The organism is Haladaptatus sp. T7, assembly GCF_026008575.1.
Lineage (GTDB): Archaea > Halobacteriota > Halobacteria > Halobacteriales > Haladaptataceae > Haladaptatus > Haladaptatus paucihalophilus.
Window position 1 is genome coordinate 368,121 of sequence record NZ_BROP01000003.1, and the last position, 25,933, is coordinate 394,053.

A 25,933-nucleotide genomic window follows, 5' to 3' on the forward strand; every position below is an offset into this window, starting at 1 on the left:
CGCGCGCCACGACGGAAATTCGAATGCACGGATACCCATAGCCGCTGTGGCGCGTGCGCCAGCAGGTTCGTGGTCAGCGGTCGGCCACGAACCTGTCTGAGTATCACGTGAGGGATGACGACCGAGGAGCAGCGCGACGATGGGAGGAATCGGTTGGGGAGGGAGTGGCTGATGCTGTGCGGTGGCGGTCTCATTGACGTCTGTACTCGTAGAGCAGTTACAGCCAACGCCTCTTGCACTCGTAGAGAAAAAACGACCAACGCATCTCGACACAACCAACGTATCTCAAGAGAACTGTCGAAGACGAAGCCACGGCAGTCGCACTCGCATAGAGATCAGAATAAGCCGTACCCTCGAATAGCTTCCTCTCGAAAATCAGTCGGCGAGACGTGTTTCGTCGCCGGTACCGTCGGTCAGCGCGCTCGCGATTGCACCTTTCAACACGACTTCATCGCCGAGCGTCGTGAGCTGGACGTCCGGCTGATTGTTCAGCAGGTGGTTGCCGACGCGCTCCCGAATCGGGTCGACGACGAGTTCCTCGTTGTTGAGCACGACGGCACCGCCGAGGTAGACGACCAGCGGCGCGTAGGCTTGGACGACGTTCGCCACGCCGACCGTGTTCCAGTGGGCGAGTTGTTCGATAACGTGGTCGGCGAAGGGGTCGATACCGGCGTTCTCGAACACGTCTTTCGCGGAGAAATCGGGGTCGTCGAGCGGGAGTGCGGTCGATACGGTTTCGTCCTCCTCGGCGAGCATCCGGGCGTACTCCGGGATGTTGTTGCCGGAACAGTAGGCCTCCCAGTGGCCCTCCTTGCCACAGCCACAGGTTCGCCTGCCGTGTGGGTCGACTATCATGTGCCCCACTTCGCCCGCGTTGCCGTCCCAGCCGGTGAGGACGTTGCCGTCCACGGTGACGCCCGCGCCGATACCGCTCGAAATCGTGATGTACACCATGTCGTCGGGGTTGCGGTCGCTGTAGAACCGCTGTCCGATAGCGCCCGCGTTGGTGTCGTTGTGGAGGGTCACGCGCTCGCTGTGGATGAGTTTCCCCACCGGTCCCGTCAGGGGGATTCGGTCGATGGTGTCCGGCAGGTTCGCCGGGTTATCGACCGCACCCTCCGCGAGGTCCAACGGGCCGATGCTGCCGATGCCTGCCGCCCGAATCTCACTGGGGTCGATGGTCGCGTTCGAACACGCCCCACGAATGCATTCGAGCACTGCTTCAGTAACCGCGATGCCGGTCGGTCCCTGTGGCGTACCGCGGTCGTACGTGCTGACGACGTTGCCGCCTTCGTCGGCAACCGCCGCCCTGACGTTGGTCGCCCCCAGGTCTACACCCGCGTAGTAGGCCATTCAGGTGAACAAACGTCGTCCGTCCCACTTAACTACAGGCATTTACTCGCCGTCGAGTTTCTTTCGACGGGGCGAGAGGTTCGAACGGTCGCCTGTCGGAGTTAACTGGTTCGACGGCGTTAATCAGGACATGGCGGACGACCTCCCGGCCATCGACGACGAAACGGAATCCGCGCTCCACGAACTCGAACTGGGTATCGAAGGGCTCCGGAAGGGACACGGCTACCTCGTCCAGTTCCATCACGCCACCGGCCACGCGATGGAGCACTTCAGCGAGGCCGAAACCCACCTCCGGGACGCCGGGCACGACGACCTCGCGGACCACATCCGCGACGAAATCCTCCCGTGCGGCGTCCTCGGCGGCGACCGGTGGACCTACGAGTTGGTCGAATCGTTCGAAACGGAGTTCCTCCGCAACATCGAGGCGTTCGAACGCACGACGCGAGAGGAAGTCGCCGACGGGGAGCGACACATCCGCGAACGACGAATCCAACGACGCTGGCAGGAACGCGCGGAGGAGTGAGAGACAAAAAAGCGCGACGTCCGATTGCGGGGGTTCAGTCCTCGCGGACGAACGTCACGGGGCAGGGAGCGGAAAGCATCACTTCCTGTGCGGTGCTGCCGAAAACGGCCTTCCCGGTCGGTGAGCGCTTGCGGCCGCCGACGAAGACGCTATCGGCGTTCACGTCCTCGGCGAGTTCGACGATGGTTTCGCCGTGCTCGCCGATTGCGCCCCGGACCGAGTAGCCGATGTCCTCGGCGTCCAGCGCGTCCGAAAGCGAGCGAATCGTCGCGTGTCGCGCCGCCACCTCGTCCGAGTTGGGTGCCCCGGCGGGGTCATAGTCGAGTTGGTCCACGACGTCGTCGAACTCGTCGTCGGTGAAGACGTGTGCCAAAACGACCGTCGCGCCGGTCGGTCCGGCCACGTCGATAACGGCGTCTGCGAGTCGCCCGGTTCGGTCCGCGTCGCCCGGTCCTACCGCGAGAAGAATCGTCTCTATTGCCATGGTAGCACCTCTCCATGGAGAATATTAAATATAGGGGGAGATTCACTCAAAATCGAGATAATCGGGATGTCAAGATAGTTGGGACTCCGCCGCGAAGCGGACCGTATGATAACGCCGAAACTGGACGGACGAGTCGCGCTGGTCACGGGAAGTTCGAAGGGCGTCGGGCGGGAACTCCTCCTCTCGCTCGCCGACTGCGGGGCCGACGTGGCCGTTCACTACCATTCGAGTGCGGACGAGGCGCGGGACGTCGCCGAGACCGCACGGGAGAACGGCGTCGAAGCGACGACCGTGCAGGGGAACGTCACCGACCCGGACGAAGTGGACGCCCTCTTTTCGACCGTCGAGTCCGAACTCGGAAGCGTGGACGTGCTGGTGAACAACGTCGGCCCGTTCGCTCCCGACCACTGGGAAGACATCTCGTTCGACCGATGGAACGCCGTGCTCGACGGCAACATCAACGGAACCTACCTCTGTTCGAAGCGGGCGCTCCCGGAGATGCGCGAGGCGGGATTCGGTCGAATCGTCAACGTCGGCTACGCCAGCGCGGAGAAGGGACTCATCAACCCGAAGAACGCCCCGTACTTCATCGCCAAGGCGGGCGTCCTGATGTTCACCCGGATGCTCGCCGCGGACACCCAAGCGGACGGCGTGACCGTCAACGCGATTTCGCCCTACGTGGTCGAAAACTCGGAGGTATTCCCCGACGACCTGCCTCGCGGCGAACCGGCGAAGTTCGAGGACATGGGGCAGGCGCTGCGCTTCTTCGTGGACGAAGACAGCGACTACCTGAGCGGCGTGAACGTCGAAGTGGACGGCGGTTGGTTGCCGGAGAAGGTCTGAGTCCGGTCAGTTCCCTTCCAGCGCGTCGATGGCTATCGCTCCCGCGACGAGCGCCGTTTTCGGTATCGACCCCGTGTCGTGGATGCGAACGTCGTACTTATCGCGGAGCGAGAAATGGCCCTGGATTTCGCCGATGGAATCTCCCTCGGGCGAGGTGATGGAGTACTTGTGCGGGAGGAACGAGAGGACGTCGATGAGTGACCGCAGCGCTTCGAGGACCGCACTTCTGGAGGCGACTTCCGCGAGTTCGGTTCCGTCCGGGAGTTGTATCGTCCAGCGGTGGTGGAAGAAGGTGAAGTTCTTGTTGAGTACTAAAACGGGGTCGCCAGAGCGTTCGTCCACGAGGACGTAATCACCGGCGACATCGAAGACGTTCTTCGCCTTCACCCGAAAGACGACGTTCCCGTCGGCGTCGTAAAACGGGAACTCCTCTTTCATCTTGAACAGCTTCTGTTTCGACTTCAGGACGAGGTTTCCGGCGGAATCGTACACCTTGTACTTGTTCCGGAAGTGGCTCTGTTTGACCGTGTACGTGTCGTCGTCGAGAACGACGCCGCCGATGTCGCGCTGCGTTGGAGGTTCCATTGTTCACAGCTTGTCGTGTTATTGTATTTAAATATGGGGGCGAGGCTATCGCTCTCCGCCGTCCGCCTGTGCCTCCGTTCCCTCGACATCGTCGTCTTCGATTTCCGCCCGCCGTCGAATCGCCCGCTCGATGAACTCCCGCGGAAGGGCTTCGATTTCGCCAGCCTGCACGTGCCAGAGGTTCGCGTACAGGCCCTCGAACGCCAGCAGTTCGTCGTGAGTGCCGCGTTCGACTATCTCGCCCTCGTCCAAGACGACGATTTCGTCCGCATCCTTGATAGTCGAGAGGCGGTGGGCGATGGCGAACGTGGTCTTCTCGTCCACGAGCGAGGCGAGGCTTCGCTGGATGAGGGCTTCGGTTTCGGTATCGACGTGGCTCGTCGCCTCGTCGAGGACGAGGATGTCGGGGTCCTTCAGAACCGTCCGCGCGATGGAGAGTCGCTGGCGCTGACCGCCCGAGAGTTTCACGCCGCGCTCGCCGACCTTGGTGTCGTAGCCGTCGGGCAGATTGACGATGAACTCGTGCGCTTCGGCGGCTTTCGCGGCCGCTTCGATTTCGTCGTCCGTCGCGTCGAACGTCCCGTAGGCGATGTTCTCCTTGACCGTCCCGTAGAACAGGAACGGTTCCTGACTGACGTGACCGACCGCCCGCCGCAAACTGCGGAGGTTCACGTCGCGGATGTCGGTACCGTCGATGCGGATGGCCCCCTCGTCAACGTCGTACATGCGGAGCAGGAGTTTGAGGACGGTGGATTTCCCGGCCCCGGTCGGACCGACGAGCGCCAGCGTGTCGCCGCGTCCGGCACGCAAGTCGATGTTCGAGACGACTTGCTCCTCGTCGTAGCCGAATCCCACGTCGTCGTACTCGACGGTGCCGTCCGTGACCACCAAATCCGGCGCGTCGGCGCTCTCGTCCAGCGTTCCCCGTTCGTTCATCAGCGAGTACACCCGGTCGCTCGACGCCTCGGCGCGCTGGTAGATATTGATTATCTGTCCGAACTGCGCCATGGGCCAGATGAACTGCTGGCTCAGGATGACGAAGGTGACGAACACGCCGGGTTCGAGCGCGCCGGTGAGCGGCCCCGGCGCGCCCGATAGCAGCCAAAAACCGCCGACTGCGAAGGTGACGGCGTAGCCGATGCCGGTCAGGAGGCTCAGGCCGGGGAAGAAGGTGATTCGGGTCGTGATGGCGTCCCAGTTCGCGTCGTAGTAGTCGCCGGACGCCTCCTCGATTCTGCCGGATTCGTAGTCCTCCGCGGTTTCGGACTTGATGACGCGGATGCCGCCGAGGTTGTTCTCCAGTCGGGAGTTGAGCGCGCCGACGCTCGCCCGCATCGCGGCGTACTTCGGCTGGATGGTTCTGACGAACAGGTACGTGAACGCCGCGAGGACGGGCACCGGCAGCAGCGCCACCAGCGCGAGCGCCGGATTGAGGGTGAACAGAATGCCGCCGATGCCGACGATGAGGACGCCGATTCGGAGCGCCGAACTCAGCCCGTCGTTCAGAAACGTCTCCAACTGGTTCACGTCGTTGTTCAGGATGGACATCAACTCGCCCGTCTGCTTGCCGTCGAAGAAGTTCATGTCGAGCAGTTGCATCCTGTCGTAGGTGTCCACGCGGAGCCTGTGCTGGACTCCCTGTGCGAACGCGTTCCAGCCCCAGCCTTCCAGCCACGAGAACGCCGCCCCGACGAGGAACGAGGCGAGGACGATACCGATGGAGAGCCAAAGCTGGCCGCTCGGCGTCGTCGGCGTCCACGCCGCCGGAATGAATCGAATGTGGAACGCCTGTTCGTTCAGGAAGATGGAGTCGATGGCGATACCGAGGATGACCGGCGGCAGGAGACCCGAGAGGCGTCCGAGTATCGTCCCGACGAACCCCGCGACGAACTGCGGCCAGTAGCCGCGGCCGTACTCGGCGAAGAGTCGCCACATCGTGTGCCGTTCCGCTTCCTCCGGTATCGCTGTGTTCGATGGCACTTACGTTCGGTAAGGACCGAACGAATATGTCCCGTTCGGTGGTCCGTCTCGGCTCCCGGTTCCGTCTCCTCACGCTTCACTTTCACTCCGCTTGCATTCCCAACCGATAGGCATACCCTCGTCCAGTCGCTGTCTGAGTATAGATGAGCAAGGACTACATCGAAGTGCGGGGGGCCGAGGAGCACAACCTCAAAGACCTCGATGTGAAGATTCCGCGCGAGGAGTTCAACGTCGTCACCGGCCTGTCCGGGTCGGGGAAGTCCTCGCTCGCCTTCGAGACGGTGTACGCTGAGGGACAGCGACGCTACATCGAGAGCCTGTCGGCCTACGCCCGGAACTTCCTCGGGCAGATGGACAAACCGCAGGTCGAGAACGTCGAAGGCCTGTCGCCCGCCATCTCCATCGACCAGAAGAACGCGGCGAACAACCCGCGTTCGACGGTCGGTACCGTGACGGAACTGCACGACTACTTGCGACTGCTCTACGCTCGCGTCGGCACGCCGCACTGTCCGCAGTGTGGACGAGAGGTCGGCGAACAGAGCGCCCAGAACATGGTTCGTCGGGTGCTCGATTTGCCCGAAGGGACCAAGGCGAAAATCGCCGCGCCGGTCGTCCGCGACCAGAAGGGCGCGTTCGCAGACCTGTTCGACGACCTCGTTTCGGACGGCTACTCGCGCGTCGAAGTGGACGGCGAGGAGTTCGATTTGACGCTCGACCGGCCGGACCTCGACAAGAACTACGACCACACCATCGACGTCATCGTGGACCGCGTGAAGGTCAGCGAGGAGGCCCGAAGCCGCATCAACGACAGCGTGGAGACCGCGCTGGAGGAGGCCGAAGGCGTGATGAAACTCATCGTCCCGAACGCACCCGAAGACGCGAATCTCGGGTCCGAATCCCGTTCGACGGGCGACTTGGCCGGGGACGGCGACGACCGACTCGTCGTGGAGTTCTCCGAGGAGTTGGCCTGCACGAGTTGCGGCATCGACTTCCGCGAAATCGAGACGCGGAGCTTCTCGTTCAACAGTCCGCACGGCGCGTGTCCCGAGTGTGAGGGTATCGGCGAGACGAAGGAGATAGACGAGGACCTCGTCGTGGAGGACCCGTCGAAACAGCTCAAACACGTCTTCGAGCCGTGGAGTTACCAGCGGACGTACTACCGCCGCCAACTCGATTCCGTCGCCGAACACTTCGGCGTGGAGTTGACGACGCCGTTCGAGGACCTCAGCGAGGAGGTTCGACAGGGATTCCTCTACGGAACCGACGAGGACGTGCTGTTCAAGTGGAACACGAAGAACGGCATCCGCCGGAAGGAGGAACCGTTCGAGGGCGTCATCCCGAACCTCGAACGACGCTACGTCGAAACTGACAGCGACCGGGCGCGCGGCCACATCGAGGACTACATGGCCGTAACCGAGTGTCCGGCCTGTGACGGCACGCGACTCCGCCCCGAAAGTCGCTCGGTGTACGTCGACGGCACGTCGATTTCCGAAGTCAACCGGATGTCCATCGGGGACGCACTGGAGCACTTCGAAAACCTCGAAGCGAACCTGACCGACCGCCAGAACCGCATCGCCGAGGAGATTCTCAAGGAGATTCGCGCGCGACTCGGCTTCATGGAGGAGGTCGGCCTGCAGTATCTCACGCTCGACCGGGAGGCCTCGACGCTCTCGGGCGGGGAGAGTCAGCGGATTCGACTTGCGACCCAAATCGGATCGGGACTGGTCGGTGTCCTCTACGTGCTGGACGAACCCTCCATCGGTCTTCACCAGCGCGACAACGACCGCCTGCTGAACACGCTGTGTGAACTCCGCGACTTGGGCAACACCCTCATCGTCGTCGAACACGACGAGGAGACGATGCGCCGGGCGGACAACGTTATCGACATCGGTCCCGGCCCCGGCAGACGCGGCGGCGAAGTCGTCGTGCAGGGCGACGTGGAGGACGTGATGGCCCACGAGGAGAGCATCACGGGCGACTACCTCGCCGGACGAAAGGAAATTCCCGTGCCCGAGGAGCGTCGGGAGAGCGACGCACATCTCACGGTTCGAGGAGCGCGCCAGCACAACCTCAAGGACCTCGACGTGGAGATTCCGGTCGGGAAGTTCACGGCCATCACGGGCGTGTCCGGGTCGGGCAAATCCACGCTGATGCACGACATCCTCTACAAGGGACTGGCCCGCGAGATGAACGACAACACCTCGGTGGACCCCGGCGAGCACGACGCCATCGAGGGGATGGAGAACATCGAGAAGGTGCGACTCATCGACCAGTCGCCAATCGGTCGGACGCCGCGGTCGAACCCCGCGACCTACACGGGCGTGTTCGATTACGTCCGCAAATCGTTCGCCGAGACGAAACTCGCCAAACAGCGCGGCTACGAGAAGGGTCGCTTCTCGTTCAACGTCAAGGGCGGGCGCTGTGAGGAGTGTGGCGGGCAGGGCACCGTCAAAATCGAGATGAACTTCCTCTCGGACGTGTACGTTCCGTGCGAGGAGTGTGACGGCGCGCGCTACAACGACGAGACGCTGGACGTGACCTACCGCGGCGCGACCATCGCGGACGTGCTCGACATGTCCGTCGAGGAGGCCCACGACTTCTTCGAGCACGACTCGCGCATCCGTCGGCGGCTGAAACTGCTGAAGGACGTGGGACTGGACTACATGAAACTCGGTCAGCCGTCCACGACCCTCTCCGGCGGGGAAGCCCAGCGCATCAAACTCGCCGAGGAACTCGGCAAGAAGGACACGGGCGAGACGCTGTACCTGCTGGACGAACCGACGACCGGCCTGCATCACGAGGACGAGCGCAAACTCGTCTCGGTGCTCCAGCGACTGACGGACAAGGGCAACACCATCGCCGTCATCGAACACGAACTCGACCTCGTGAAGAACGCGGACCACGTTATCGACCTCGGTCCCGAGGGCGGCGAGAAGGGCGGCGAAATCGTCGCCACCGGAACGCCGGAGGAGATCGCGCGCGCCGACGACTCCTACACGGGGCAGTATCTCCGCGATAAACTCCCGCACGTCGAACTCGACGGGCCCCGTGCGGACAGACCCGCACCCGCGGCGATGGACGATTGAGGACCGGCGCGCGAGACCGCTCGCAAACCGGGATGCAACTGTTCTCGAGCGAGATACGGAACGATTTTTCGAAGCGGAATGGCGGGCTTACCCGGGAGAATCGGCCGCTTAAGCCCGGTTATCGTAATTAGTTTGAAAACTACAGGCAGCTAAGCACTGGATAACAAAGTGTCGTCCGCGGTAACTTCGCACTCGTGTTACGTCCGGGTGGCGGTGGCATAGCCGAAACAACCGATTGCGACTCTCCGGTGGCATGAGTTCGACTGATGGAACCCCTCAAGAACTGTCCGAAGATCTCATCTTCGACGTTCTGAAAAATAGACGACGACGGTACACGCTCCACTACCTCAAGCAGCAGGGCCGGCCGGTGGAACTGAGCGAGCTTGCCGAACAGGTCGCCGCGTGGGAGAACGACACCACGGTCGAGGGCCTGTCCGCGAACGAGCGCAAGTCGGTGTACACCTCGCTGTACCAGACACATCTCCCGAAGCTCTCGGATGCGGGTATCGTAGAGTACAACCAGAGCCGCGGCATCGTCGAACTCTCCGACAACGCCGCGCAATTGGAGGGATACTTGCGGCCACAGGACGAGTTCCCGTGGATTCGGTATTACCTCGGTCTCGCCATCGTGAGCGCGATTCTCGTCTTCGCCGACTTCCTCGGTATTCCGCCGTTTTCGGCCATCCCCGACAAGATTTGGGGCGTCCTCATCGTCGCCGCGTTCGCGCTCTCCGCGCTCGTTCATTACCTCCGACGTCGGCAACTCGGGACGGGAGAACGACCACCATCGGCGCGGTAGCGACCCCGACCCGAGAAAGAAGCTATTTTGCCCCGCGGCGAACAACCGACGATAATGTACGATTTCGTGGTGGTCGGTGCCGGTCCCGCCGGGTCGCGGTTCGCGCGACGGGCCGCGGACGCGGGACACGACGTTCTCGTTCTCGAACGCGGGCAGGTGGGAACGCCGCTCGCGTGCTCCGGTCACGTCAGTACCGATATCTGGAAGTTCACCCCCGAGGGTGCCCGTGACGACCTCCTCCAGAACGAAGTCTACGGCGCGCGCTTCCACATCGACGGCCCGCGGTCCCCCGAACATCCCTTCTACAAAGACGAGGTTATCTCGAACGTCATCGACCGGGTGGGACTCGACCGGACGCTCGCGCGCGCCGCGGAGGACGCTGGAGCCGATTTGCGCGAAGGACACAGCGTCTCGGACGTGGACGAACACGGCGAGTACGTGGACGTCACCGCCAACACGCCCGACGGAACCGAGACGTTTCGCGGGAAGATGGTCGTCGGCTGTGACGGTCCCGTCTCGCGCGTCCGTCGGGAACTCCACCTGCCGGAACCGGGCGAGAAACTGCAGGGCGTACTCGGGTTCACGACCGACACGCACAACGGTAATTTCGTGGACGTCCACCTCACCGCGCCGCGATTCTTCGCGTGGCGAATCCCCCGCGGGACGGCCGGTGTCGAGTACGGACTGGCCGCACCGCCGGGTGAGAACGCCCGCGAGCTGTTCGACCGGTTTACGGCCGATTACGGCGTCGAAACCGAGAATTTCTGTGCCGGGATGATTCCCATCGGCCCGGCACGGAGCGTCACCGCCCACCGCGGTTTCCTCATCGGGGACGCCGCCGCACAGACGAAGCCCTTCACCGGCGGCGGCATCCTCTACGGCATGACCGCGGCGGACCACGCCGTCGAAACCGTGGACCCCGACGACCCCGCCACGCTCGCCGACTACGAGCGCGCGTGGCGCGGGGAGTTGAAAAACGAGATTCGACTGGGCCACTGGGTCCGCCGAGCGTACTCCCTCCCGACACCCGTCCAGAAGGTGGGACTCACGGCGATGGAGGGCGAAATCGGCGTTCACATGGACAAACCGACCTCGTTCTTCTCGACGGACCACCTCCGGAAACTCCTCTCGCGCTCGTCGTAGGGTCGGACTATCCCGACGGTGTGTGACACCGTTCCGAACCTGCGGTCATCGTCCCGCTCTGTTTCGGGATATAGCCCGACCCATCGTTCCGCGTTCGAAGCGGCGCACCACCGCCATCCCCACGCCCGTCCCGGACGACGCACGCTGCGCAGACCGGAATCGACCGAACGGTCTCGACAGCGGTTTCCAACGCGTGACGTCGAGCGAGCTAGCCCATTTTCAGTCCTATCTATCGATTCAACAGATAATTAATTGATTAAATTTCTAGAAAAATATTTTAAATCAGAGTTTGTAAGGTTTAATTGGACCATGACATCCAGACGTAACCTACTCAAGACGATCGGAGTGGCAGGAACAGCAGGTCTCGGTGCGGCCGCGTTCAGCGGAACCGCCGCGGCCAAACCGACGGTCGATTGGGAAGTGGCGGATTCGAGCAACTACACGGCAGCGAACCGCGGTGCGGCAGAAATCGATTGGGTCATCATCCACACCGTTCAGGGGTCGGCCAGCGGTGCGGTCAGCTGGTTCCAGAACCCCGACGCGGACGTCAGCGCCCACTACACCGTCTCCGAGAGCGGCTACAAGTACCAGAGCGTCAGTGACATCAACATCGCGTGGCACGCCGGGGATTGGGACTACAACCAGTACTCCGTCGGCATCGAACACGGCGGCTACGTCAGCGGAACCTACGAGGACGCTCAGTACCGTGCGTCGGCCAAACTGGCCAGTTGGCTCTGTGACCAGTACGGCATTCCGAAACAGCACCCGACGAGCGTCCCGAGCGACGCGGCGAACCCGGCCAACGGCGGCATCATCGGCCACGAGCAGGTTCCGGCCAGCAGTCACACCGACCCCGGCAGCAACTGGGACTGGGACTACTACATCGACCTCGTGAACTCGTACTGAGACAGGGAGCGAACCGCATTATTTTGCGACGGCTTCGAAACGGACGCGAAGTAGCCGCGGGAGGGGTCGAACGACGACGGGAGAAAGATCAGTCTCGACCCATTGTTACGGAAAGAAGGTTTCGCGCCTATTCGAGGTCGTACAGCGCGCCGTACTTCTCGGTCACGTAGTCGAGGAAGTACTCGGCGGTGAACGACTCGCCCGTCGCGTGTTCGATGAGGTCGTCCGTGGTGTACAGACAGCCGTACTCGTGGATGTTCTCGGTGAGCCAGTCGTGGAAGTCGTCGAACTCGCCCGCGCGAATCTGGCCGTCGAGGTCGTCGATGTCCTCGTTGGCTTTCGCGTACAGTTGGGCGGCGAGGACGCTGCCGAGCGAGTAGGTCGGGAAGTAACCGAAGCTACCGTGGCTCCAGTGGATGTCCTGCAGGCAGCCGTCGGCGTCGGTGTCGGGACGGACGCCGAGGTACTCCTCGTACTTGTCGTTCCAGAGTTCCGGCACCTCGTCCACTTCGATTTCGCCGCGGATGAGCGCCTTCTCGATTTCGAAGCGCACCACGATGTGCATGTGGTAGGTCAGTTCATCCGCCTCGACGCGGATGAGGTTATCTTCGTAGACCTCGTTCGCGGCCTCGTACATCTCCTCGACGGAGACGTCCTCGACGTCCGAGAAGCGCTCCTTGACGAGCGGGAGGAAGTTCTCCCAGAAGGCGCGCGAGCGACCGACGTTGTTCTCCCAGACGCGGGACTGGGACTCGTGGACCGTTAGGTCGCGGGCTTGGCCGAGCGGCGTGCCGTACTGCTCGTCAGGCAGGCCCTGCGTATAGGTCGCGTGACCGAACTCGTGAACGGTGCTCATCAGCGCGCCGAGCGGGTCGCTCTCGTCGAAGCGCGTCGTCACGCGGGCGTCGAACTGCGTCCCGCTGGAGAACGGGTGCGGCGCGGTGTCGAGACGGCCGCGGTCCCAGTCGTAGCCGAGCGTGTCGAGCACGTCGCGCGAGAGTTCCTCCTGCGTCTCGGCGTCGTAGGTGCCCTCGAACGGCGTGGCGAGTTCGACGTCGCTCTCGCGGACGTCCTCGATGAGCGGGACGAGTTCGTCGCGGAGTTCGGCCAGCGTCTCCTCGGCGGTGTCGATGCCGAGATAGGGTTCGTACTCCTCGAACAGGACCTCGTAGGGGTCCTTGTCCGGGTCGATGTGGTCGGCGTACTCGCGCTCCAACTCGACCAGTTTTTCGAGCGTCGGGGCGAAAATCGAGAAGTCGTCCTCCTCGCGCGCCTTCTTCCACTTCGGCAGCGCCTCGGACGTGGTGCGCGAAATCTCCTCGACCAACTCGCCGGGGACGCGGGTCGCCCGCTCGTACTCGCGTCGGACCTCGCGGACGACGGCGGCCTGCTCGTCGTCCAAGTCCTCGCTCTCCAGTTCGTCCAACAGCTCACCCATCTCGTCGTCGGTGAGCAGTTCGTGCGAAATAGCCGACAGGGCCGACCGCTGTTGTGACCGCGCGGGGGTGCCACCCTCGGGCATCACGACTTCTTGGTCCCAGCCGAGAATTCCGGCGGCGTTCTGGACGTTCGAAATCCGTTTTACTTTCCCGAGAAACTCCTCGTACGTGGTGTTTTCCGCGGTGGCTTCAGTTGCCATCACCGGGTGTTTGCTGTCACCGATTATCAATGAATGGGTTTCGGTACGAAATAGGTCGGCGGCTCGGTTCGTTATAGTCGCTCCGCCGTGGTCCGATAAATCCGGTAGCAGCGTTCCAGCACGCCGATGCCGACGCTCTCGTCTTTCGTGTGTGCCTCGCCGGGTTCCGAAGCTCCGCAAACGACGCACGTGACGCCCGCTTGTGCCAGCCATCCGGCGTCCGTCGCGTGGGGTTTCGTCACCTGTTCCGGGTCGCCGTCCTGCGCGTCGCGGGCGGCGGCCAGCACCGCGTCCGCGAAGTCGGGGTCGTCGCACTCCATCGGCGGCAAGTCCTGTTCGACGGTCCACTCGACGCCTTCGATGTCCTCCACGGCGTCGAGGTCGGCGCGCTCGCCGGGGACGGTTCGCTCGTCGATGGTTATCTCGCACGTGTCCGGGATGACGTTCCACGCGCTCCCGCCGTGGATTTCGGTGGCGACGACGCTCCCCGAGAGGTCGTTGCCCAACACGGAGACGGTCGGGACGTCGCAGTCCCGAACGACGTCCACGGCGTCGCTGGCGCGGTAGATGGCGTTCACTCCTGCTTCCGGTTCGCTCGCGTGCGCGGCGGTTCCGTGCGCCGTGACGGTGCTCGCCCGCCGTCCGCGGTGGGCGACAACGACGTCCGTGACGTCCGGCCCCGAGTAGTTCGTTGACCCTTCGGCGACGATAGCGCAGTCGGGCGAAAAGCCGCCCTCGATGGCGTGACGCGCGCCGTCGCCGCCCAACTCCTCGGCGACGAAACTGGCGAACACGAGGTCACATGACGGGTCGGCGTCGCGGAACGCGAGCATCGACGCGGCCACGGCACCCTTCATGTCCGCCGCGCCGCGGCCGTACAGTCGTCCGTCGCGCTCCTCGACCACGTACTCTTCACCATCCACTTGCGAGTCGTCCGGGGGCACGACGTCGTGGTGGCCGACCAAGGCGAGAGAGGTATCGGAGTCGCCGTCTGTGGCCGGTTTTCGTGCGATGACGTTCCCGATGTCGTCCCGCGTTACGTCCGCGTCAGTCTCGGAGCGAAGCCATTCTTCGATAAAATCCCCCGCCGCCGTCTCGTCCTCGTGACTCGGAATCGAAACCAGGTCACGGGTCAGTTCGACCAGTTCGTCCATGCACCTTCCAGTTCGGCGAGGGGGTTAATATCCAACGTCCTCGGCAAGAACGTGGATGTCCTCCTGCAGCGTGTGCAACCGTTCGGCGACCGACCTGTCGGCTTGATGCTCGATTTCCGAAATCCTGTCTTCCGTCTCGCGGAATTGCGTCCGTCTCGCCTCCTTGTCCTCCGGGATGTTGGTCAGCCCCTTCCGAATCGACCGGATTTCTCCGGCGACGTCCGGCGAAGCGTCGTCGGCGACCGAATCCAAATCCATCCGAATCTCGTCGAGTTCTCGTGCCATGGTCGGGACGATGGCATCCGAAAACAAATCGATGCTGGCCCGAAGTGTCCCGTCTCACGCTTGCGGCGTTCGGTGTTCGAAACAGCAGTCCAATAGCTCCTCGAGAAGCGGGGTCTCCCGATACCGAACCGTCTCGCTCCGCTCGTCGTATTCGACGAGCGAAAGCGATTCGAGGTGCGGAAGGTGGACGTGTCGAAGACGCGTTTCGGTCCGGCGCGAATCCCCATCGAGCACGTCTCGAAGTTCGTCGACCGTCGCGGTCCCGTCCGACGATTCGGAGAGATGGCACAGCAATTGGCGGCGTTGGTCGTCGGAGAAGGTTTCGAACACGCTGTCGAGGTTCGACGAGTCCGGGGAATCCCTGAATTCGAATGGCAACATCTACCAGTGTTTGGGAAAACATTCCCCTAATCCTACTGCCTGAACTCGCAAGGACCCGCTCAGATGGCGCAGTCGTCGACGAACTCGTATTCGTCGTATCGGTCGAGTTTTCGCTCGATGGCGTCCAGCAGCCACTCGTCGACGGTTTCGTCCGCGAGGTCGGCCTCGATTCGGTCCCGAGTCTCTTCGTCGACGGTGAGCACGATGTGGGCGTGGCGCATCGACCGTCGTACGTCACCGAGGGGCAAAAGGATGACCCACACGCTGAAACCCTTATCAGGCTACCACACGAACCGACAGCCATGAACGTAGTGCCGGACACGAGCGCCGTCGTCGATGGCCGCATTTCCCAACGAGTCGATGACGGCGACTTCGCCGGGGCGACGGTTCTCATCCCCGAGGCCGTCGTCAGCGAACTCGAATCGCAGGCGAACAAAGGAGAGGAGAGCGGGTGGGACGGACTGTCCGAACTCCAGCGGCTCGCGGACCTCGCGGACGCTGGCGACATCGACCTCGATTACGTCGGGGTGCGCCCCGGACCCGAAGAACAGGGTTACGCCCACCGCGGAGAAATCGACGCGCTCATCCGCGAACTGGCGGACGAACACGACGCCACGTTCGTCACCAGCGACCTCGTGCAGAGCGAGGTGGCGAAAGCCAAGGGATTGGAGGTCGAGTACATCGCGCCGAAAACGGAGGACGTGGGGCGACTCAGCATCGAGGACTTCTTCGACGAGCAGACGATGAGCGTCCACCTCCGGTCGCGGGTCCCGCCGATGGCGAAGCGCGGCGAAATCGGCGAGATGCACTATCAGCGAATCCGCGACGACCCCTCGACGGACGAGCAGTTGAAGGAGTACGCCCAGGAGATAATCCAGAGCGCGAAACAGAGCCACGACGGGTTCATCGAAATCGACGAACCCGGCATGACCATCGTCCAGTTCCGCGATTACCGCATCGCCATCGCGGAACCGCCGTTCGCCGACGCGTGGGAGATAACCGCGGTCCGACCCATCGTCAAGACCTCGTTGGACGACTACGAGCACGCGGACGAACTCCGCGGGCGACTCCTCGAACGCCAGCGCGGCGTCCTCATCTCCGGCGCACCCGGTGCCGGGAAGTCCACCTTCGCGCAAGCCGTCGCGGAGTTCCTCGCGGACAACGACTTCGCCGTGAAGACGATGGAGAAACCCCGCGACTTGCAGGTCGGCCCGGAAGTCACCCAGTACACCGAACTGGCCGGCGAGATGGAGAAGACGGCGGACTCCCTGCTGATGGTTCGCCCCGACTACACCATCTACGACGAGGTGCGCAAGACGAACGACTTCGAGGTGTTCGCCGACATGCGCCTCGCCGGTGTCGGCATGGTCGGCGTCGTCCACGCCACGCGGCCCATCGACGCGCTCCAGCGACTCATCGGCCGGGTCGAACTCGGCATGATTCCGCAAATCGTCGATACCGTCGTCTACATCGAGGCCGGACAGATAGAGAAGGTCTACGACGTGCGGACGCAGGTCAAGGTGCCCGCGGGCATGACCGAGGAGGACCTCGCCCGCCCCGTCATCCTCGTGGAGGAGTTCGAGACGGGAACGCCGGAGTACGAAATCTACACCTTCAACCGGCAGGTCGTCACGGTCCCTTTGGAGGAGGGTGACGAAAAGGAGACCGGCGTCTCGCGCCTCGCCCGACAGGAAATCGAGCGCGAAATCCAGTCCGTCTCCCGCGGACACGTCGACGTGGACCTCCAGGGCCAGAACAAGGCCGTCGTCTACGTGGACGAAAACGACATCTCCTACGTCATCGGCAAGGGCGGCGGCCGAATCGACGACATCGAGAACCGCCTCGGCATCGACATCGACGTGCGCACCCACGACGAGAAACCGTCCTCGGTCGGCACGACGGCGACGACCCCGAAGGGCGACGTGGTGACGCCGGAAATCACCTCCCGCCACATCATCATCCCGTTGGACGGTCACGCCGGGGAAACCGTCGAAGTGCAGGCCGACGGCGAGTACCTGTTCACCGCGACGGTCGGCCGCGGCGGCGACATTCAAGTCTCCCGCGGCAGCGCCATCGCGGAGGAACTGGAGTACGCCATCGACCGGGAGCGGCAGATTACGGTCGTGTCGGCGTAACCGCCGACACCGCGGTCGTCTCTCGGTTTTCGATTATCGATACGTCCCCATTTCCGCGACCACGTCGGACGTGGCGGCCCGCCACTCCTCGATGAGCGCGTCCTCGAACGGTTCTTCCTCCCAGTCGTCGATTCGGTCCCGCTCGTCCAGCCATTCGACCGTCCGGGCGACGCCCGTCTCGAAGTCTATCGTGTACTCGAAATCGAGGTCGCGTTTCGCCTTGCGGTTGTCGAACGTCGTCGCGTACTGGAAGTGGTCTCGGAGCATCGCGGTTCGTTCCGGTGCGACGGCGGTCAGCACCTCGGTCGGGACGTGGACGAGTTCCGGTTCGGGCGCGCCGATGGCGCTGGCGACTCGGCGGTGGTACTGGTTCCACGTGATGAACTCCTCGCTCGTGACGTGGTAGGCCTCGCCGAAGGCGTCCTCGTTGCCGACGGCGTTCACGAACGCGCGGGCCACGTCGTCGCGGTGGCACGGCCCCCAAATCGAGGTGCCGTCGCCGTGGACGACGACGGGCTTTCCCGCCCGAAGGCGGTCGAGGTAGTACGTGTCGTCGCCGAAGGTGTGGAGGACGCCGCCGCCTTCGCCGTAAGTGCTCCACGGGCGGATGACGGTCGTCTCGAATCTCCCGTCCTCGTGGGCATCCATGAACACGTCCTCGGCGTCGGCCTTGTTGCGGCCGTAGTCGCTCACGTTCGGGTGTCTAGCTGCGTCCTCGGTGATGGGGTTGCGCTCTGGCGGGCGGTGGTAGACATCGACGGTGCTACAGAAGACGTACTGGTCGATGTGGGGCGCGACTGCATCGACGGTCTCACGCGCCGTTTCCGGCGAGAAACAGACCATGTCCACTATCGCGTCGGGGTCGGCGTCCGCGACCGCTGCTTCGAGGACGTCCGTATCGTGTCGGTCCCCTTCGACGTGCGTGATTCCGTCCGGCAGTTCCTCGTCGTGATTCCCGCGCGTGAACACCGTCACGGTGTCGCCGTCGTCGGCGAGTCGAGCGACGATTCCGGTGCTGATGAGTCCGGTACCGCCGATGACGAACACGTTCATATCCGGTCATCCACGCGGGAACACAAAGCGGTGTGGATAGCGGGCACTGCGGCTTTTGTGAGAGACAGAAAAGAAAGACGGCGCGACTATTCCGCGCACTGGGCGTCCGCACACTGGTCCGGTTCCACTTCGGTCGGCACGTCGATTTCGTAGAGGTTCTGCCGCGCGTCCGCGAAGTAGATGTCCTCGTCCACGACGCCGATGTCTTCGAGTCGTTCGAGCGCGTAGCGGACTGTCCGTGCGGACAGCATCGACTCGTCCACGATCTGCTTCTGGGTGAGCGACCCTTTGTATTCGAGAACCTTGAAAACGAGTTTGGCACTTGGGGGGAGATCGTCGATTTGCTCCCGTTCGGTCTGGCTCATCATCGTTACGAATCGAAACACGCCATCGTGATAAAGCTATTGAGACGCAATGGCACGGAGACGCTCCGAGGGCACCGCTACGGCAAGACGAGTTCGAATGACGAAGCCGGTCTCGGAGCGTTTTCGACGACACCCTGTGCCGACGTTGGTACAGTATCACACGCATGCCCCAAAAGTCACCCACCGTCAGTATTCGGGTCGGCGTTCGCGGGGAGCATCTCGAACGGCGAGAAGAGGTATGGACAAGCGAACATCTTTTGAGGCCGGGTACCCGATTGCCACTCATGGCGACTGAAAAGGCATCAGAGCGACGGGCGGCCCATCTCAGGAGCATCACCGTCACGTCGCTCGCTTCGATATCTGGCATCGTTGCCGGGTTCGCCTCCGCTATGATAGTGGGGACGTCGGAGACGGCGGCGACAGACCAGATGGGATTGACCATCATGCTCGCGTTCGTGGTCGTCCAACTCCCGCTATTGTATCTCATGGGCTATGAGTTGGACGGAATCAAAGACACACTCTTCGTCGCGTTCATGACGTTCTCGCTCTGGTACATCACGTGGGGTATTCTCCTCATCAACAACGTGAGCCTCTAAACATGGCGGACGACAGTATCGCGGTCGTGGACCTCGAGCGGTGTTCCCCCGACCGATGCAACTACGAGTGTAAGAACTTCTGCCCGCCGAACCGGACGGGCAAGGAGTGTATCACGCTCCGTGGCGAGGACACCGCCGAGGGACAGCCCGACCAGGTGCACATCAGCGAGGAAATATGCCTCGGCGAAACCTGCGGCATCTGCGTCGAGAAGTGTCCGTTCGACGCCATCGAGATCATCAACCTCCCGAGCGAGCTGCAGGAGGACCCCGTCCACCGCTACGGCGAAAACGCCTTCTCGCTCTACGGACTGCCGGTACCCCAAGAGGGACAGGTCACGGGGATTCTCGGACCGAACGGGAGCGGGAAAACGACGGCCGTGCGAATTCTCGCGGGAGAACTCGCGCCGAACCTCGGCCAGTTCGACGACCCGCCGGGATGGGACACCATCCTCGACCGCTACCGCGGAACCGAGCTTCAGGACTACCTGAGCGAAGTCCGCGACGGCGACGTAACAGTCGCGCGAAAACCGCAGTACGTCGATAAGATTCCCGACCAGTTCGATGGAAGCACCGCCGACCTGCTCTCCCGAACCGACGAGCGCGGCGTCCTCGACGACCTCCTCGAGCGGCTCGAAATCGAGCACGTGATGGACCAGGACATCGACAGCCTCTCGGGCGGTGAGCTCCAGCGCGTCGCTCTGACGGCGGCGCTCGCCCGGGACGCCGACTTCTACTTCCTCGACGAAATCACGCCGTACCTCGACATCAGCCAGCGGGTCACGGTCGCCCGCCTGCTACAGGAGATGGCGAACGAGCAGGGTCGTTCCATGCTCGTGGTCGAACACGACCTCGCCATCCTCGACCTCGTGGCCGACAACCTGCACGTCGCGTACGGCGAACCCGGCGCGTACGGTGTCATCACGACGCCGAAATCGGTGCGCAACGGCATCAACGAGTACCTCAAGGGGTACCTCAACAACGAGAACATGCGGATTCGTCCGAACGCCATCGAGTTCGACGAACACGCCCCGCGGGAGACGGTCACCGCCGACCCGCTCGTTGAGTACCCGGACCTCAGAAAATCGTACGGCGAGGGCGAGTTCTCGCTCGACGTCGAAGGCGGCACGATTTACGAGAACGAAGTGCTGGGCATCGTCGGCCCGAACGGTATCGGGAAATCGACGTTCGCAAAGCTCCTCGCCGGACGGCTCGAACCGGACGAGGGCGACGTGGACTTCGCGCTCGACATCTCGTACAAACCGCAGTACATCGAAATCGACCAGCCGATGCGCGTGGACGTCTTCCTCTCGTCGCTGACCGACGACATGGGCACGTCCTACTGGGATACCGAAATTGCCCAACCGCTCCAACTCGACCGCATCATGGAGCAGGACCTCACGGACCTCTCCGGCGGCGAGCGCCAGCGAGTCGCCATCGCGGCCTGCCTGTCGAAGCCCGCCGACCTCTACCTGCTGGACGAGCCGTCGGCGTACCTCGACGTCGAACAGCGCGTCCGCGCGACGCGCGCCATCCGCCGCTACGCCGAGATTCAGGACGCGACGGTGTTGGTCATCGACCACGACACGTACATGATAGACCTGCTCTCGGACCGCCTAATGGTGTTCGACGGCGAACCCGCGGAGCACGGGCACGCCGGACGCCCGAAGGGAATGCGCGACGGCATGAACGACTTCCTCGCCAACCTCGACATCACGTTCCGCCGCGACGAGAACGTGGGTCGGCCGCGCATCAACAAGCCGGGCAGTCAGCTCGACCGCCAGCAGAAAAACGACGGCGAATATTACTACAGCTAAGCGGTCCGTTTCGGTCGAAGTGTTCCATTTCGGGCGAAGCGTTCGTGACGGCTGGCTTTCCGGTCCGTAATCGACTCCCGGGAATGGACGAAAGATTCTCAATCGAGAGGTTCGAACGGTAATCAAATGGTCCTCTCACGGCGACGACTTCTCGCAACGACCGGCGTAACCGTTCTCGGTGGCTGTCTCGGGGGCAATCAGGACGGTGCGTCGGGCGGGGACTCCACCGACGAAACCACGTCCGCGACGAACGGGAACTCGAACCCCGTTGCGAGCGCACCGATTCCGAAGAACCCTGGCGAACACGAGTACGCGATTGCGGGCACGGGCACGGCGGACACGACGGTACGGTATTTCAGCAACTGGAAGTGCCCGTACTGCGCGCAGTTCAGCACGGGCTTTCTGGGCGAGATAGTGAGCGAGTACGTCGAACCGGGCGAAATCGACATCGAACTCCGAACGCTCGGATACTTCGGGGACGAGCCGTTTCTGGGGCCGGACGCACCGCGCGCCTCGGAAGCGGGACTCGCGGTGTGGAACGTCGACCCGCAGTCGTTCTGGGGGTACTACGAGTACGTGTTCTCCCACCAACCCTCGGAGAAAAAACAGTGGGCGACGACGGACAAACTGCTCTCGTTCATGGAGAAAGCGGGCGTGAAACGCCGGGACGAGATCAAAACCCAGATCGAGTCGAACGAGTACGAGTCGCTCCTGCACCAGTCTGACACAGCGGCGCAGCGAGCGGGCGTCAACAGCACGCCGATGCTGGTCATCGACGGCGAGGCCGTCGTCGCGCTCAAGAAGGACGAAGTGAGAAAACGGCTTGATTCCGCGACGAAGTGAGCGAGAACCGAATCGCTTTTTTCCCCCTCGTCGTAGTTCCGACTAGTGATTTCAGCGCTCTCCTCGTGGCTTTCGACCTCCGACAACCGAGCGAAACTCTTCGCCGCCCTCGCGGTCGTGCTGTTCGCCACCGCCGGAGTCGGGGCGCTCACCACCCACGACCGACCGTCCCTCTCGGTCGACGAGCAACGTCCCGCCAACAACACCCTCATCGCATTGCAGGGGTACCAACACGAGGGGCGCGCCATCGAGGTGAACCCGGCCGGAGAAACCGTCTGGGAGTACACCGAAGCGGACGACGTGTTCGACGTGGAAGCGCTCGGGACGAACCGGGTGCAGATAGCGGTGGCCGACGAACTCCCCGATTCGGACTGCCCGACCGAATATCGGGACGACGGCTACGACAACTGCGTTCGAAACTCGCTCCGCGTCGTGGCGCAGGACACGAACGAAACCCTGTGGGAGTACTCGTGGTTCGACGCGAAACTGCACGCCCACGAACTCCACGACGCGGACCACTACGTCGTGAACGGCGAGGACCGCTGGGTGATGGTGGACATGGGCAACGACCGCGTGTTCGCCGTGAACCGCGACAAGGAAATCCTCTGGCAGTGGAACGCGACCGACCGCTACGACCGGCCGGAAGGGATGGACGAGGAGGGCGACTGGACGCACGTCAACGACGTCGACCGCATCCGACCGGGCGTCTTCCGCATCAGCATCCGGAACTTCGATACGGTCGCGGACCTGCACGTCGAGAACGGGTCGGCGCACCTCGAACCCGTCGTCGGCCCGGACTCCTACTCGGCATCGGGCGACATCCTCTACGAACAGCACAACCCCGACACGCTCGGCGACACGCTTCTAGTGGCCGACAGCGAACACGACCGCATCGTCGAGATTCGAAACGGAAGCGTCGTCTGGGAGTACGGGGGCAGCGGCGTCTTCGACTGGCCCCGCGACGCCGACCGCCTGCCGAACGGCCACACGCTCGTCGCCGACTCGTACAACGACCGCGTGGTCGAACTGAACGAGAAGGGAGAAATCGTCTGGTCGGTCGAAACCGGGTCGCTCCCCTACGAAGCGGACCGCCTGCCGGGCGAGGGGAGCGACGGCCCGACAGCGAGCGAGGCGGGAATTCCGAACCGGACCCAGGAAGCGTCCCCCGTCAACGAACGGGTCGCGTGGGGGATTTCGATGGCCAAGTACGTCGTCCCCAACAATCTCGCACAGGAGTTGGTCATCATCGTCTTCGGCCTGTTGGCGCTCGTCGGCACCGCCGTCGAACGCTGGCGCTAACGCGTTTTCACGGTCATCTCGATTGGGTTCGTCGGTTCCAGCGTCGTCCCCATCCGTAAGTCGAGTTCGTCGGTGGAACAATCGAACTCGACCCGTTGCGCGATGGTCGCCAGCACGAGTCGGATTTCGGCGTTCGCAAAGCGCATCCCGATACAGTGGCGCGGCCCGCCGCCGAACGGGAAGTAAGCGTAGTCCGGCAGGTCGGCTTTCATCTCGGGCGTCCACCGGTCGGGGTCGAACGTCTCCGGGTCGTCGAACCAGCGGTCGTCGTTCTGAATCACGAACTGCGGGAGCGTCAGCGATGTCCCCTCGGGAATCGTGTAGCCGCCGAGGATGACGTCCTGCTTCGTCTCGCGGAAGACGACGTAGGCGGGAGGATAGCGACGAAGGGCTTCGGTGACTATTTTGTCGGTGTAGTCGAGCGCCCGCAAGTCGGCCATCGTCGGCGCGTCGCCGTCCAGCACGGAATCGAGTTCGTCGTTCAGTTTTCGACGCACCCGCGGATGGTTCGAAAGCAGGTACAGGCAGTAGGTGAGCGCGAGCGCGGTAGTCTCGTGGCCCGCGAAGAGGAACGTCGCCAGCTCGTCGCGGAGCGCCTCGTCCGACATACCCTCCCCTCGGTCGTCCGTCGCGTGGAGGAGAATCGAGAGGAAGTCGTCGCCCGGCGGTTCGTCGCGCCGCTCGTCGATGAGGCGCTCGACGGCCTCATCGAACCGAGTTATCGCGCGCCGGTACCGCCGATTCGTCGCGGTGGGAACCCAATCGGGGAGCAGCGAATCGACTGACCCCGCGTCGCTCTTCTCGTTGATGGCCCGCGCGATACCGCGCGCCGCGTCGTGGATGGACGAGTCCGCTCCGCGAACGTCGTGGTCGAACAGGGCCGTGGCGAGGATTCGAAGCGTCAACCGTTTCATCACCTGCTGGAGTCGAATCGTCTCCCCGTCGTCCCACGAGTCGGCGGTTTCGGCCGCGAACGCGACCATCGGCTCCGCGTAGGTTCCGATGCGTTCGCGGTAGAACGCGGGTTGCATCATCGTCCGCTGGCGTCGCCAGAACTCGCCCTCGCTGGCGAAGAGTCCGTTCCCGATGAACTTCTCACCCGCCTCCCGAATGAACTCGCTCTTTCCGAACTTCGACTCCTCCGTGACGAGCACCCGCTCGACGTGCTCGGGGTGGAGGAGCGTACAGAAGTCCTCGCCCGCGACGGAGTACGACACCACGTCGCCGTACTCGCGGAGGCCGTCGTAGAACGCGAACGGGTCGCGGAGGAAACCGATGGTGTTCCCCACGCCGGGGTACGATGTCGGTCCCGGCGGAAGCGGGGGGTCGTCCGAGCGCTCGGTCGGCGCGGTTTCGGAGGTCGTCATACCTAGATGTCGGAGAGACGGACCGAAGCCGATTCCGTCGAATCCACTAGGGAATTTATGAGGGGCGGTGTATGGTCAGGTATGAAGTACGTTCGGCTCACGCTTCGCCATCCGCGGGAGATGCGGAACCCGATGCGGTCGTTCATCATGGAGCACGACGCGATGGAGCGGGCGGAACTGCTGAACTGGAACCTCTCGCACGAGGACCGGGATTACGTCCTCTTTCGAATCGTCGGCGAGATGGAACCGTACGCCGAGGCGGTGGACGCCGCTCCACTGATCCACGACTACGAGTTGACGCCGCTCGACGACGCCTCGTTCTACGCCTACATCGAACACGAAAAGCGCGACGTGGACGCCGACTTTCGCACCGCGTTCGCGGGGACGAGCATTCTCGTGATTCCGCCAATCACGTACACCAGCGACGGCGCGATGCGGATGGAACTCGTCGGAAAGTCCGCGGACATGCGCGCCGTGATGGAGGACGTGGACGCCGACATCGACGTGTCGGTCGAACAGGTCAGCGAGTACGACACGCCACAGATGGGACTCTGGGCGGAGTTGACGGAGCGCCAGCGGTCGGCGCTCGAAACGGCCGTCGCGGTCGGCTACTACGACGTGCCGCGAGAGGCCGGTGTCGAGGCGGTGGCGAAGGAAATGAACTGTGCACCGAGCACGGCTTCGACGCACCTTCGAAACGCGGAATCGAGAATCGTCAGGAAACTCGTTCAGAGCACCTGACGCTGGCAGGTGCCACAGAGGTTCTCCTCTTTCACGTCCACCTCGCGGACGGTCGGCGAGAAGTTCATCACACAGCGGTTGTTGTCGCAGTGTTCGAGGCCGAGCGTGTGCCCGATTTCGTGGACGACTTCCTTTCGAACGCGGTCCGAGAACACCTCTTCCCGCGGCTTGGTGGAGATGCCGCCGTCGGAGGACAGACCGTCGGTCGCGGGTTGGAGTCGGTAGGTGGAGATGACGCTGCCGCTGCCGTCGAGATAGGCGAGACCGAAGACGTAGTTGCGACGGCGGTAAAAGAGATCCTGTGGTGTGATGGCGATGTTCTTCTCGCCGGTTCCGATGCGACTCGCCAGTTCGATGAAATCCTCGGCGCGAAACTGGTCACGGTTGGGGTCGTGGGACCCGGAGGGGATTTCCTGTCGCTCGTGCACCATCACGTCGCAATCGTATATCGCCCGAAGGGCCGCTGACGCCTCGCGTTTGACCCGCCCCGTAACGTCCCCCACGGGGACGATGTCAATCAACATGGCAACTCCTATGAGCGGACGACGCATAAACATCC

General features: G+C 63.2%; 25 protein-coding genes. 12 read left to right on the forward strand and 13 right to left on the reverse strand.

The features are described from left to right. Window positions 1-375: 375 nt before the first annotated feature. Entirely contained in the window at window positions 376-1,353 is a 978-nt protein-coding gene (locus tag OPC11_RS11120; protein WP_007979884.1) for an ROK family protein, read from the reverse strand. A gap of 130 nt (window positions 1,354-1,483) precedes the next feature. On the opposite strand from OPC11_RS11120, the gene OPC11_RS11125 reads away from it, so the two are divergent. Continuing rightward, window positions 1,484-1,876, forward strand: coding sequence for a hypothetical protein (locus tag OPC11_RS11125; RefSeq protein WP_007979886.1), 393 nt, complete (start codon window positions 1,484-1,486; stop codon window positions 1,874-1,876). Between the two features lie 34 nt (window positions 1,877-1,910). Here the strand turns inward: OPC11_RS11125 and OPC11_RS11130 are convergent, their stop codons facing one another. Then, on the reverse strand, window positions 1,911-2,360 hold the full coding sequence (locus OPC11_RS11130) for a universal stress protein (RefSeq protein WP_264781905.1): 450 nt from the start codon (window positions 2,358-2,360) through the stop codon (window positions 1,911-1,913). 105 nt (window positions 2,361-2,465) lie between these two features. On the opposite strand from OPC11_RS11130, the gene OPC11_RS11135 reads away from it, so the two are divergent. After that, on the forward strand, window positions 2,466-3,203 hold the full coding sequence (locus OPC11_RS11135) for an SDR family oxidoreductase (RefSeq protein WP_264781906.1): 738 nt from the start codon (window positions 2,466-2,468) through the stop codon (window positions 3,201-3,203). Between the two features lie 6 nt (window positions 3,204-3,209). Here the strand turns inward: OPC11_RS11135 and OPC11_RS11140 are convergent, their stop codons facing one another. Continuing rightward, window positions 3,210-3,788, reverse strand: a complete 579-nt coding sequence (locus OPC11_RS11140) for an LURP-one-related family protein (RefSeq protein ID WP_264781907.1) — start codon at window positions 3,786-3,788, stop codon at window positions 3,210-3,212. Between the two features lie 45 nt (window positions 3,789-3,833). Beyond that, window positions 3,834-5,723 carry an ABC transporter ATP-binding protein gene (locus OPC11_RS11145; protein WP_264782001.1) on the reverse strand — a complete coding sequence of 630 codons (1,890 nt, stop codon included), beginning with the start codon at window positions 5,721-5,723 and terminating at the stop codon, window positions 3,834-3,836. Between the two features lie 188 nt (window positions 5,724-5,911). Between OPC11_RS11145 and uvrA the strand changes: the two genes are divergently transcribed. The 4 genes from uvrA (at window position 5,912) to OPC11_RS11165 (ending at window position 11,702) form a co-directional block, all read left to right on the forward strand. Further along, window positions 5,912-8,854 (forward strand): excinuclease ABC subunit UvrA, encoded by a 2,943-nt coding sequence (gene uvrA / locus OPC11_RS11150; RefSeq protein WP_007979897.1) that lies wholly within the window; start codon window positions 5,912-5,914, stop codon window positions 8,852-8,854. 253 nt (window positions 8,855-9,107) lie between these two features. Further along, on the forward strand, window positions 9,108-9,653 hold the full coding sequence (locus OPC11_RS11155; protein ID WP_007979899.1) for a hypothetical protein: 546 nt from the start codon (window positions 9,108-9,110) through the stop codon (window positions 9,651-9,653). A 54-nt stretch (window positions 9,654-9,707) separates the two neighbouring features. Further along, on the forward strand, window positions 9,708-10,796 hold the full coding sequence (locus OPC11_RS11160) for a geranylgeranyl reductase family protein (RefSeq protein ID WP_264781908.1): 1,089 nt from the start codon (window positions 9,708-9,710) through the stop codon (window positions 10,794-10,796). 309 nt (window positions 10,797-11,105) lie between these two features. After that, window positions 11,106-11,702: a peptidoglycan recognition family protein gene (locus OPC11_RS11165; protein ID WP_254662845.1), complete on the forward strand. Its 597-nt coding sequence runs from the start codon at window positions 11,106-11,108 to the stop codon at window positions 11,700-11,702. 127 nt (window positions 11,703-11,829) lie between these two features. Here the strand turns inward: OPC11_RS11165 and OPC11_RS11170 are convergent, their stop codons facing one another. The 5 genes from OPC11_RS11170 to OPC11_RS11190 all read right to left on the reverse strand — a co-directional run bounded on the left by OPC11_RS11170 (window position 11,830) and on the right by OPC11_RS11190 (window position 15,382). Beyond that, window positions 11,830-13,341, reverse strand: coding sequence for a carboxypeptidase M32 (locus OPC11_RS11170; RefSeq protein WP_264781909.1), 1,512 nt, complete (start codon window positions 13,339-13,341; stop codon window positions 11,830-11,832). 71 nt (window positions 13,342-13,412) lie between these two features. Next, entirely contained in the window at window positions 13,413-14,495 is a 1,083-nt protein-coding gene (locus OPC11_RS11175; RefSeq protein ID WP_264781910.1) for a M20/M25/M40 family metallo-hydrolase, read from the reverse strand. Between the two features lie 24 nt (window positions 14,496-14,519). After that, complete coding sequence (locus OPC11_RS11180) at window positions 14,520-14,780, reverse strand: hypothetical protein (protein ID WP_232423791.1); 261 nt, start codon at window positions 14,778-14,780, stop codon at window positions 14,520-14,522. A 54-nt stretch (window positions 14,781-14,834) separates the two neighbouring features. After that, entirely contained in the window at window positions 14,835-15,161 is a 327-nt protein-coding gene (locus OPC11_RS11185; protein WP_007979912.1) for a hypothetical protein, read from the reverse strand. A gap of 59 nt (window positions 15,162-15,220) precedes the next feature. After that, window positions 15,221-15,382: a hypothetical protein gene (locus OPC11_RS11190; RefSeq protein ID WP_264781911.1), complete on the reverse strand. Its 162-nt coding sequence runs from the start codon at window positions 15,380-15,382 to the stop codon at window positions 15,221-15,223. Window positions 15,383-15,463: 81 nt separating this feature from the next. Between OPC11_RS11190 and OPC11_RS11195 the strand changes: the two genes are divergently transcribed. Then, entirely contained in the window at window positions 15,464-17,296 is a 1,833-nt protein-coding gene (locus tag OPC11_RS11195) for a PINc/VapC family ATPase (RefSeq protein ID WP_007979915.1), read from the forward strand. 33 nt (window positions 17,297-17,329) lie between these two features. Here the strand turns inward: OPC11_RS11195 and OPC11_RS11200 are convergent, their stop codons facing one another. Beyond that, window positions 17,330-18,349, reverse strand: a complete 1,020-nt coding sequence (locus OPC11_RS11200; RefSeq protein WP_264781912.1) for an NAD-dependent epimerase/dehydratase family protein — start codon at window positions 18,347-18,349, stop codon at window positions 17,330-17,332. An 86-nt stretch (window positions 18,350-18,435) separates the two neighbouring features. Continuing rightward, the gene (locus OPC11_RS11205) at window positions 18,436-18,714 is read right to left on the reverse strand and encodes a winged helix-turn-helix domain-containing protein (RefSeq protein WP_026177832.1); all 279 of its coding nucleotides are present in this window, start codon (window positions 18,712-18,714) and stop codon (window positions 18,436-18,438) included. A 284-nt stretch (window positions 18,715-18,998) separates the two neighbouring features. Here OPC11_RS11205 and OPC11_RS11210 point away from each other — a divergent pair, with 284 nt between their 5' ends. The 4 genes from OPC11_RS11210 to OPC11_RS11225 all read left to right on the forward strand — a co-directional run bounded on the left by OPC11_RS11210 (window position 18,999) and on the right by OPC11_RS11225 (window position 23,266). Next, window positions 18,999-19,310 (forward strand): hypothetical protein, encoded by a 312-nt coding sequence (locus OPC11_RS11210; protein ID WP_026177831.1) that lies wholly within the window; start codon window positions 18,999-19,001, stop codon window positions 19,308-19,310. 2 nt (window positions 19,311-19,312) lie between these two features. After that, the gene (locus tag OPC11_RS11215; RefSeq protein ID WP_069449523.1) at window positions 19,313-21,124 is read left to right on the forward strand and encodes a ribosome biogenesis/translation initiation ATPase RLI; all 1,812 of its coding nucleotides are present in this window, start codon (window positions 19,313-19,315) and stop codon (window positions 21,122-21,124) included. A gap of 126 nt (window positions 21,125-21,250) precedes the next feature. Beyond that, on the forward strand, window positions 21,251-21,967 hold the full coding sequence (locus tag OPC11_RS11220) for a thioredoxin domain-containing protein (protein ID WP_264781913.1): 717 nt from the start codon (window positions 21,251-21,253) through the stop codon (window positions 21,965-21,967). Between the two features lie 45 nt (window positions 21,968-22,012). Further along, a complete protein-coding gene (locus OPC11_RS11225; protein WP_264781914.1) occupies window positions 22,013-23,266 on the forward strand; it encodes a hypothetical protein in 1,254 nt (417 codons plus the stop codon). Here the strand turns inward: OPC11_RS11225 and OPC11_RS11230 are convergent. Continuing rightward, complete coding sequence (locus OPC11_RS11230; protein ID WP_264781915.1) at window positions 23,263-24,633, reverse strand: cytochrome P450; 1,371 nt, start codon at window positions 24,631-24,633, stop codon at window positions 23,263-23,265. The two genes, OPC11_RS11225 and OPC11_RS11230, sit on opposite strands and share 4 nt — an antisense overlap. 81 nt (window positions 24,634-24,714) lie before the next feature. Here OPC11_RS11230 and OPC11_RS11235 point away from each other — a divergent pair, with 81 nt between their 5' ends. Further along, window positions 24,715-25,374, forward strand: a complete 660-nt coding sequence (locus OPC11_RS11235; protein ID WP_007979931.1) for a helix-turn-helix domain-containing protein — start codon at window positions 24,715-24,717, stop codon at window positions 25,372-25,374. On the opposite strand, the gene OPC11_RS11240 is transcribed toward OPC11_RS11235, so the two are convergent. Further along, window positions 25,362-25,898: an archaemetzincin family Zn-dependent metalloprotease gene (locus tag OPC11_RS11240; protein WP_007979933.1), complete on the reverse strand. Its 537-nt coding sequence runs from the start codon at window positions 25,896-25,898 to the stop codon at window positions 25,362-25,364. The genes OPC11_RS11235 and OPC11_RS11240 overlap by 13 nt on opposite strands. Window positions 25,899-25,933 lie beyond the last annotated feature (35 nt).

What these genes read in the sequence shown, in the direction of transcription:
- OPC11_RS11120 (WP_007979884.1), bottom strand. Translation starts at nt 1,353, where the DNA reads ATGGCCTACTACGCGGGTGTAGACCTGGGGGCGACCAACGTCAGGGCG.
- OPC11_RS11125 (WP_007979886.1), top strand. Translation starts at nt 1,484, where the DNA reads ATGGCGGACGACCTCCCGGCCATCGACGACGAAACGGAATCCGCGCTC.
- OPC11_RS11130 (WP_264781905.1), bottom strand. Translation starts at nt 2,360, where the DNA reads ATGGCAATAGAGACGATTCTTCTCGCGGTAGGACCGGGCGACGCGGAC.
- OPC11_RS11135 (WP_264781906.1), top strand. Translation starts at nt 2,466, where the DNA reads ATGATAACGCCGAAACTGGACGGACGAGTCGCGCTGGTCACGGGAAGT.
- OPC11_RS11140 (WP_264781907.1), bottom strand. Translation starts at nt 3,788, where the DNA reads ATGGAACCTCCAACGCAGCGCGACATCGGCGGCGTCGTTCTCGACGAC.
- OPC11_RS11145 (WP_264782001.1), bottom strand. Translation starts at nt 5,723, where the DNA reads ATGTGGCGACTCTTCGCCGAGTACGGCCGCGGCTACTGGCCGCAGTTC.
- uvrA (WP_007979897.1), top strand. Translation starts at nt 5,912, where the DNA reads ATGAGCAAGGACTACATCGAAGTGCGGGGGGCCGAGGAGCACAACCTC.
- OPC11_RS11155 (WP_007979899.1), top strand. Translation starts at nt 9,108, where the DNA reads ATGAGTTCGACTGATGGAACCCCTCAAGAACTGTCCGAAGATCTCATC.
- OPC11_RS11160 (WP_264781908.1), top strand. Translation starts at nt 9,708, where the DNA reads ATGTACGATTTCGTGGTGGTCGGTGCCGGTCCCGCCGGGTCGCGGTTC.
- OPC11_RS11165 (WP_254662845.1), top strand. Translation starts at nt 11,106, where the DNA reads ATGACATCCAGACGTAACCTACTCAAGACGATCGGAGTGGCAGGAACA.
- OPC11_RS11170 (WP_264781909.1), bottom strand. Translation starts at nt 13,341, where the DNA reads ATGGCAACTGAAGCCACCGCGGAAAACACCACGTACGAGGAGTTTCTC.
- OPC11_RS11175 (WP_264781910.1), bottom strand. Translation starts at nt 14,495, where the DNA reads ATGGACGAACTGGTCGAACTGACCCGTGACCTGGTTTCGATTCCGAGT.
- OPC11_RS11180 (WP_232423791.1), bottom strand. Translation starts at nt 14,780, where the DNA reads ATGGCACGAGAACTCGACGAGATTCGGATGGATTTGGATTCGGTCGCC.
- OPC11_RS11185 (WP_007979912.1), bottom strand. Translation starts at nt 15,161, where the DNA reads ATGTTGCCATTCGAATTCAGGGATTCCCCGGACTCGTCGAACCTCGAC.
- OPC11_RS11190 (WP_264781911.1), bottom strand. Translation starts at nt 15,382, where the DNA reads ATGCGCCACGCCCACATCGTGCTCACCGTCGACGAAGAGACTCGGGAC.
- OPC11_RS11195 (WP_007979915.1), top strand. Translation starts at nt 15,464, where the DNA reads ATGAACGTAGTGCCGGACACGAGCGCCGTCGTCGATGGCCGCATTTCC.
- OPC11_RS11200 (WP_264781912.1), bottom strand. Translation starts at nt 18,349, where the DNA reads ATGAACGTGTTCGTCATCGGCGGTACCGGACTCATCAGCACCGGAATC.
- OPC11_RS11205 (WP_026177832.1), bottom strand. Translation starts at nt 18,714, where the DNA reads ATGAGCCAGACCGAACGGGAGCAAATCGACGATCTCCCCCCAAGTGCC.
- OPC11_RS11210 (WP_026177831.1), top strand. Translation starts at nt 18,999, where the DNA reads ATGGCGACTGAAAAGGCATCAGAGCGACGGGCGGCCCATCTCAGGAGC.
- OPC11_RS11215 (WP_069449523.1), top strand. Translation starts at nt 19,313, where the DNA reads ATGGCGGACGACAGTATCGCGGTCGTGGACCTCGAGCGGTGTTCCCCC.
- OPC11_RS11220 (WP_264781913.1), top strand. Translation starts at nt 21,251, where the DNA reads ATGGTCCTCTCACGGCGACGACTTCTCGCAACGACCGGCGTAACCGTT.
- OPC11_RS11230 (WP_264781915.1), bottom strand. Translation starts at nt 24,633, where the DNA reads ATGACGACCTCCGAAACCGCGCCGACCGAGCGCTCGGACGACCCCCCG.
- OPC11_RS11235 (WP_007979931.1), top strand. Translation starts at nt 24,715, where the DNA reads ATGAAGTACGTTCGGCTCACGCTTCGCCATCCGCGGGAGATGCGGAAC.
- OPC11_RS11240 (WP_007979933.1), bottom strand. Translation starts at nt 25,898, where the DNA reads ATGTTGATTGACATCGTCCCCGTGGGGGACGTTACGGGGCGGGTCAAA.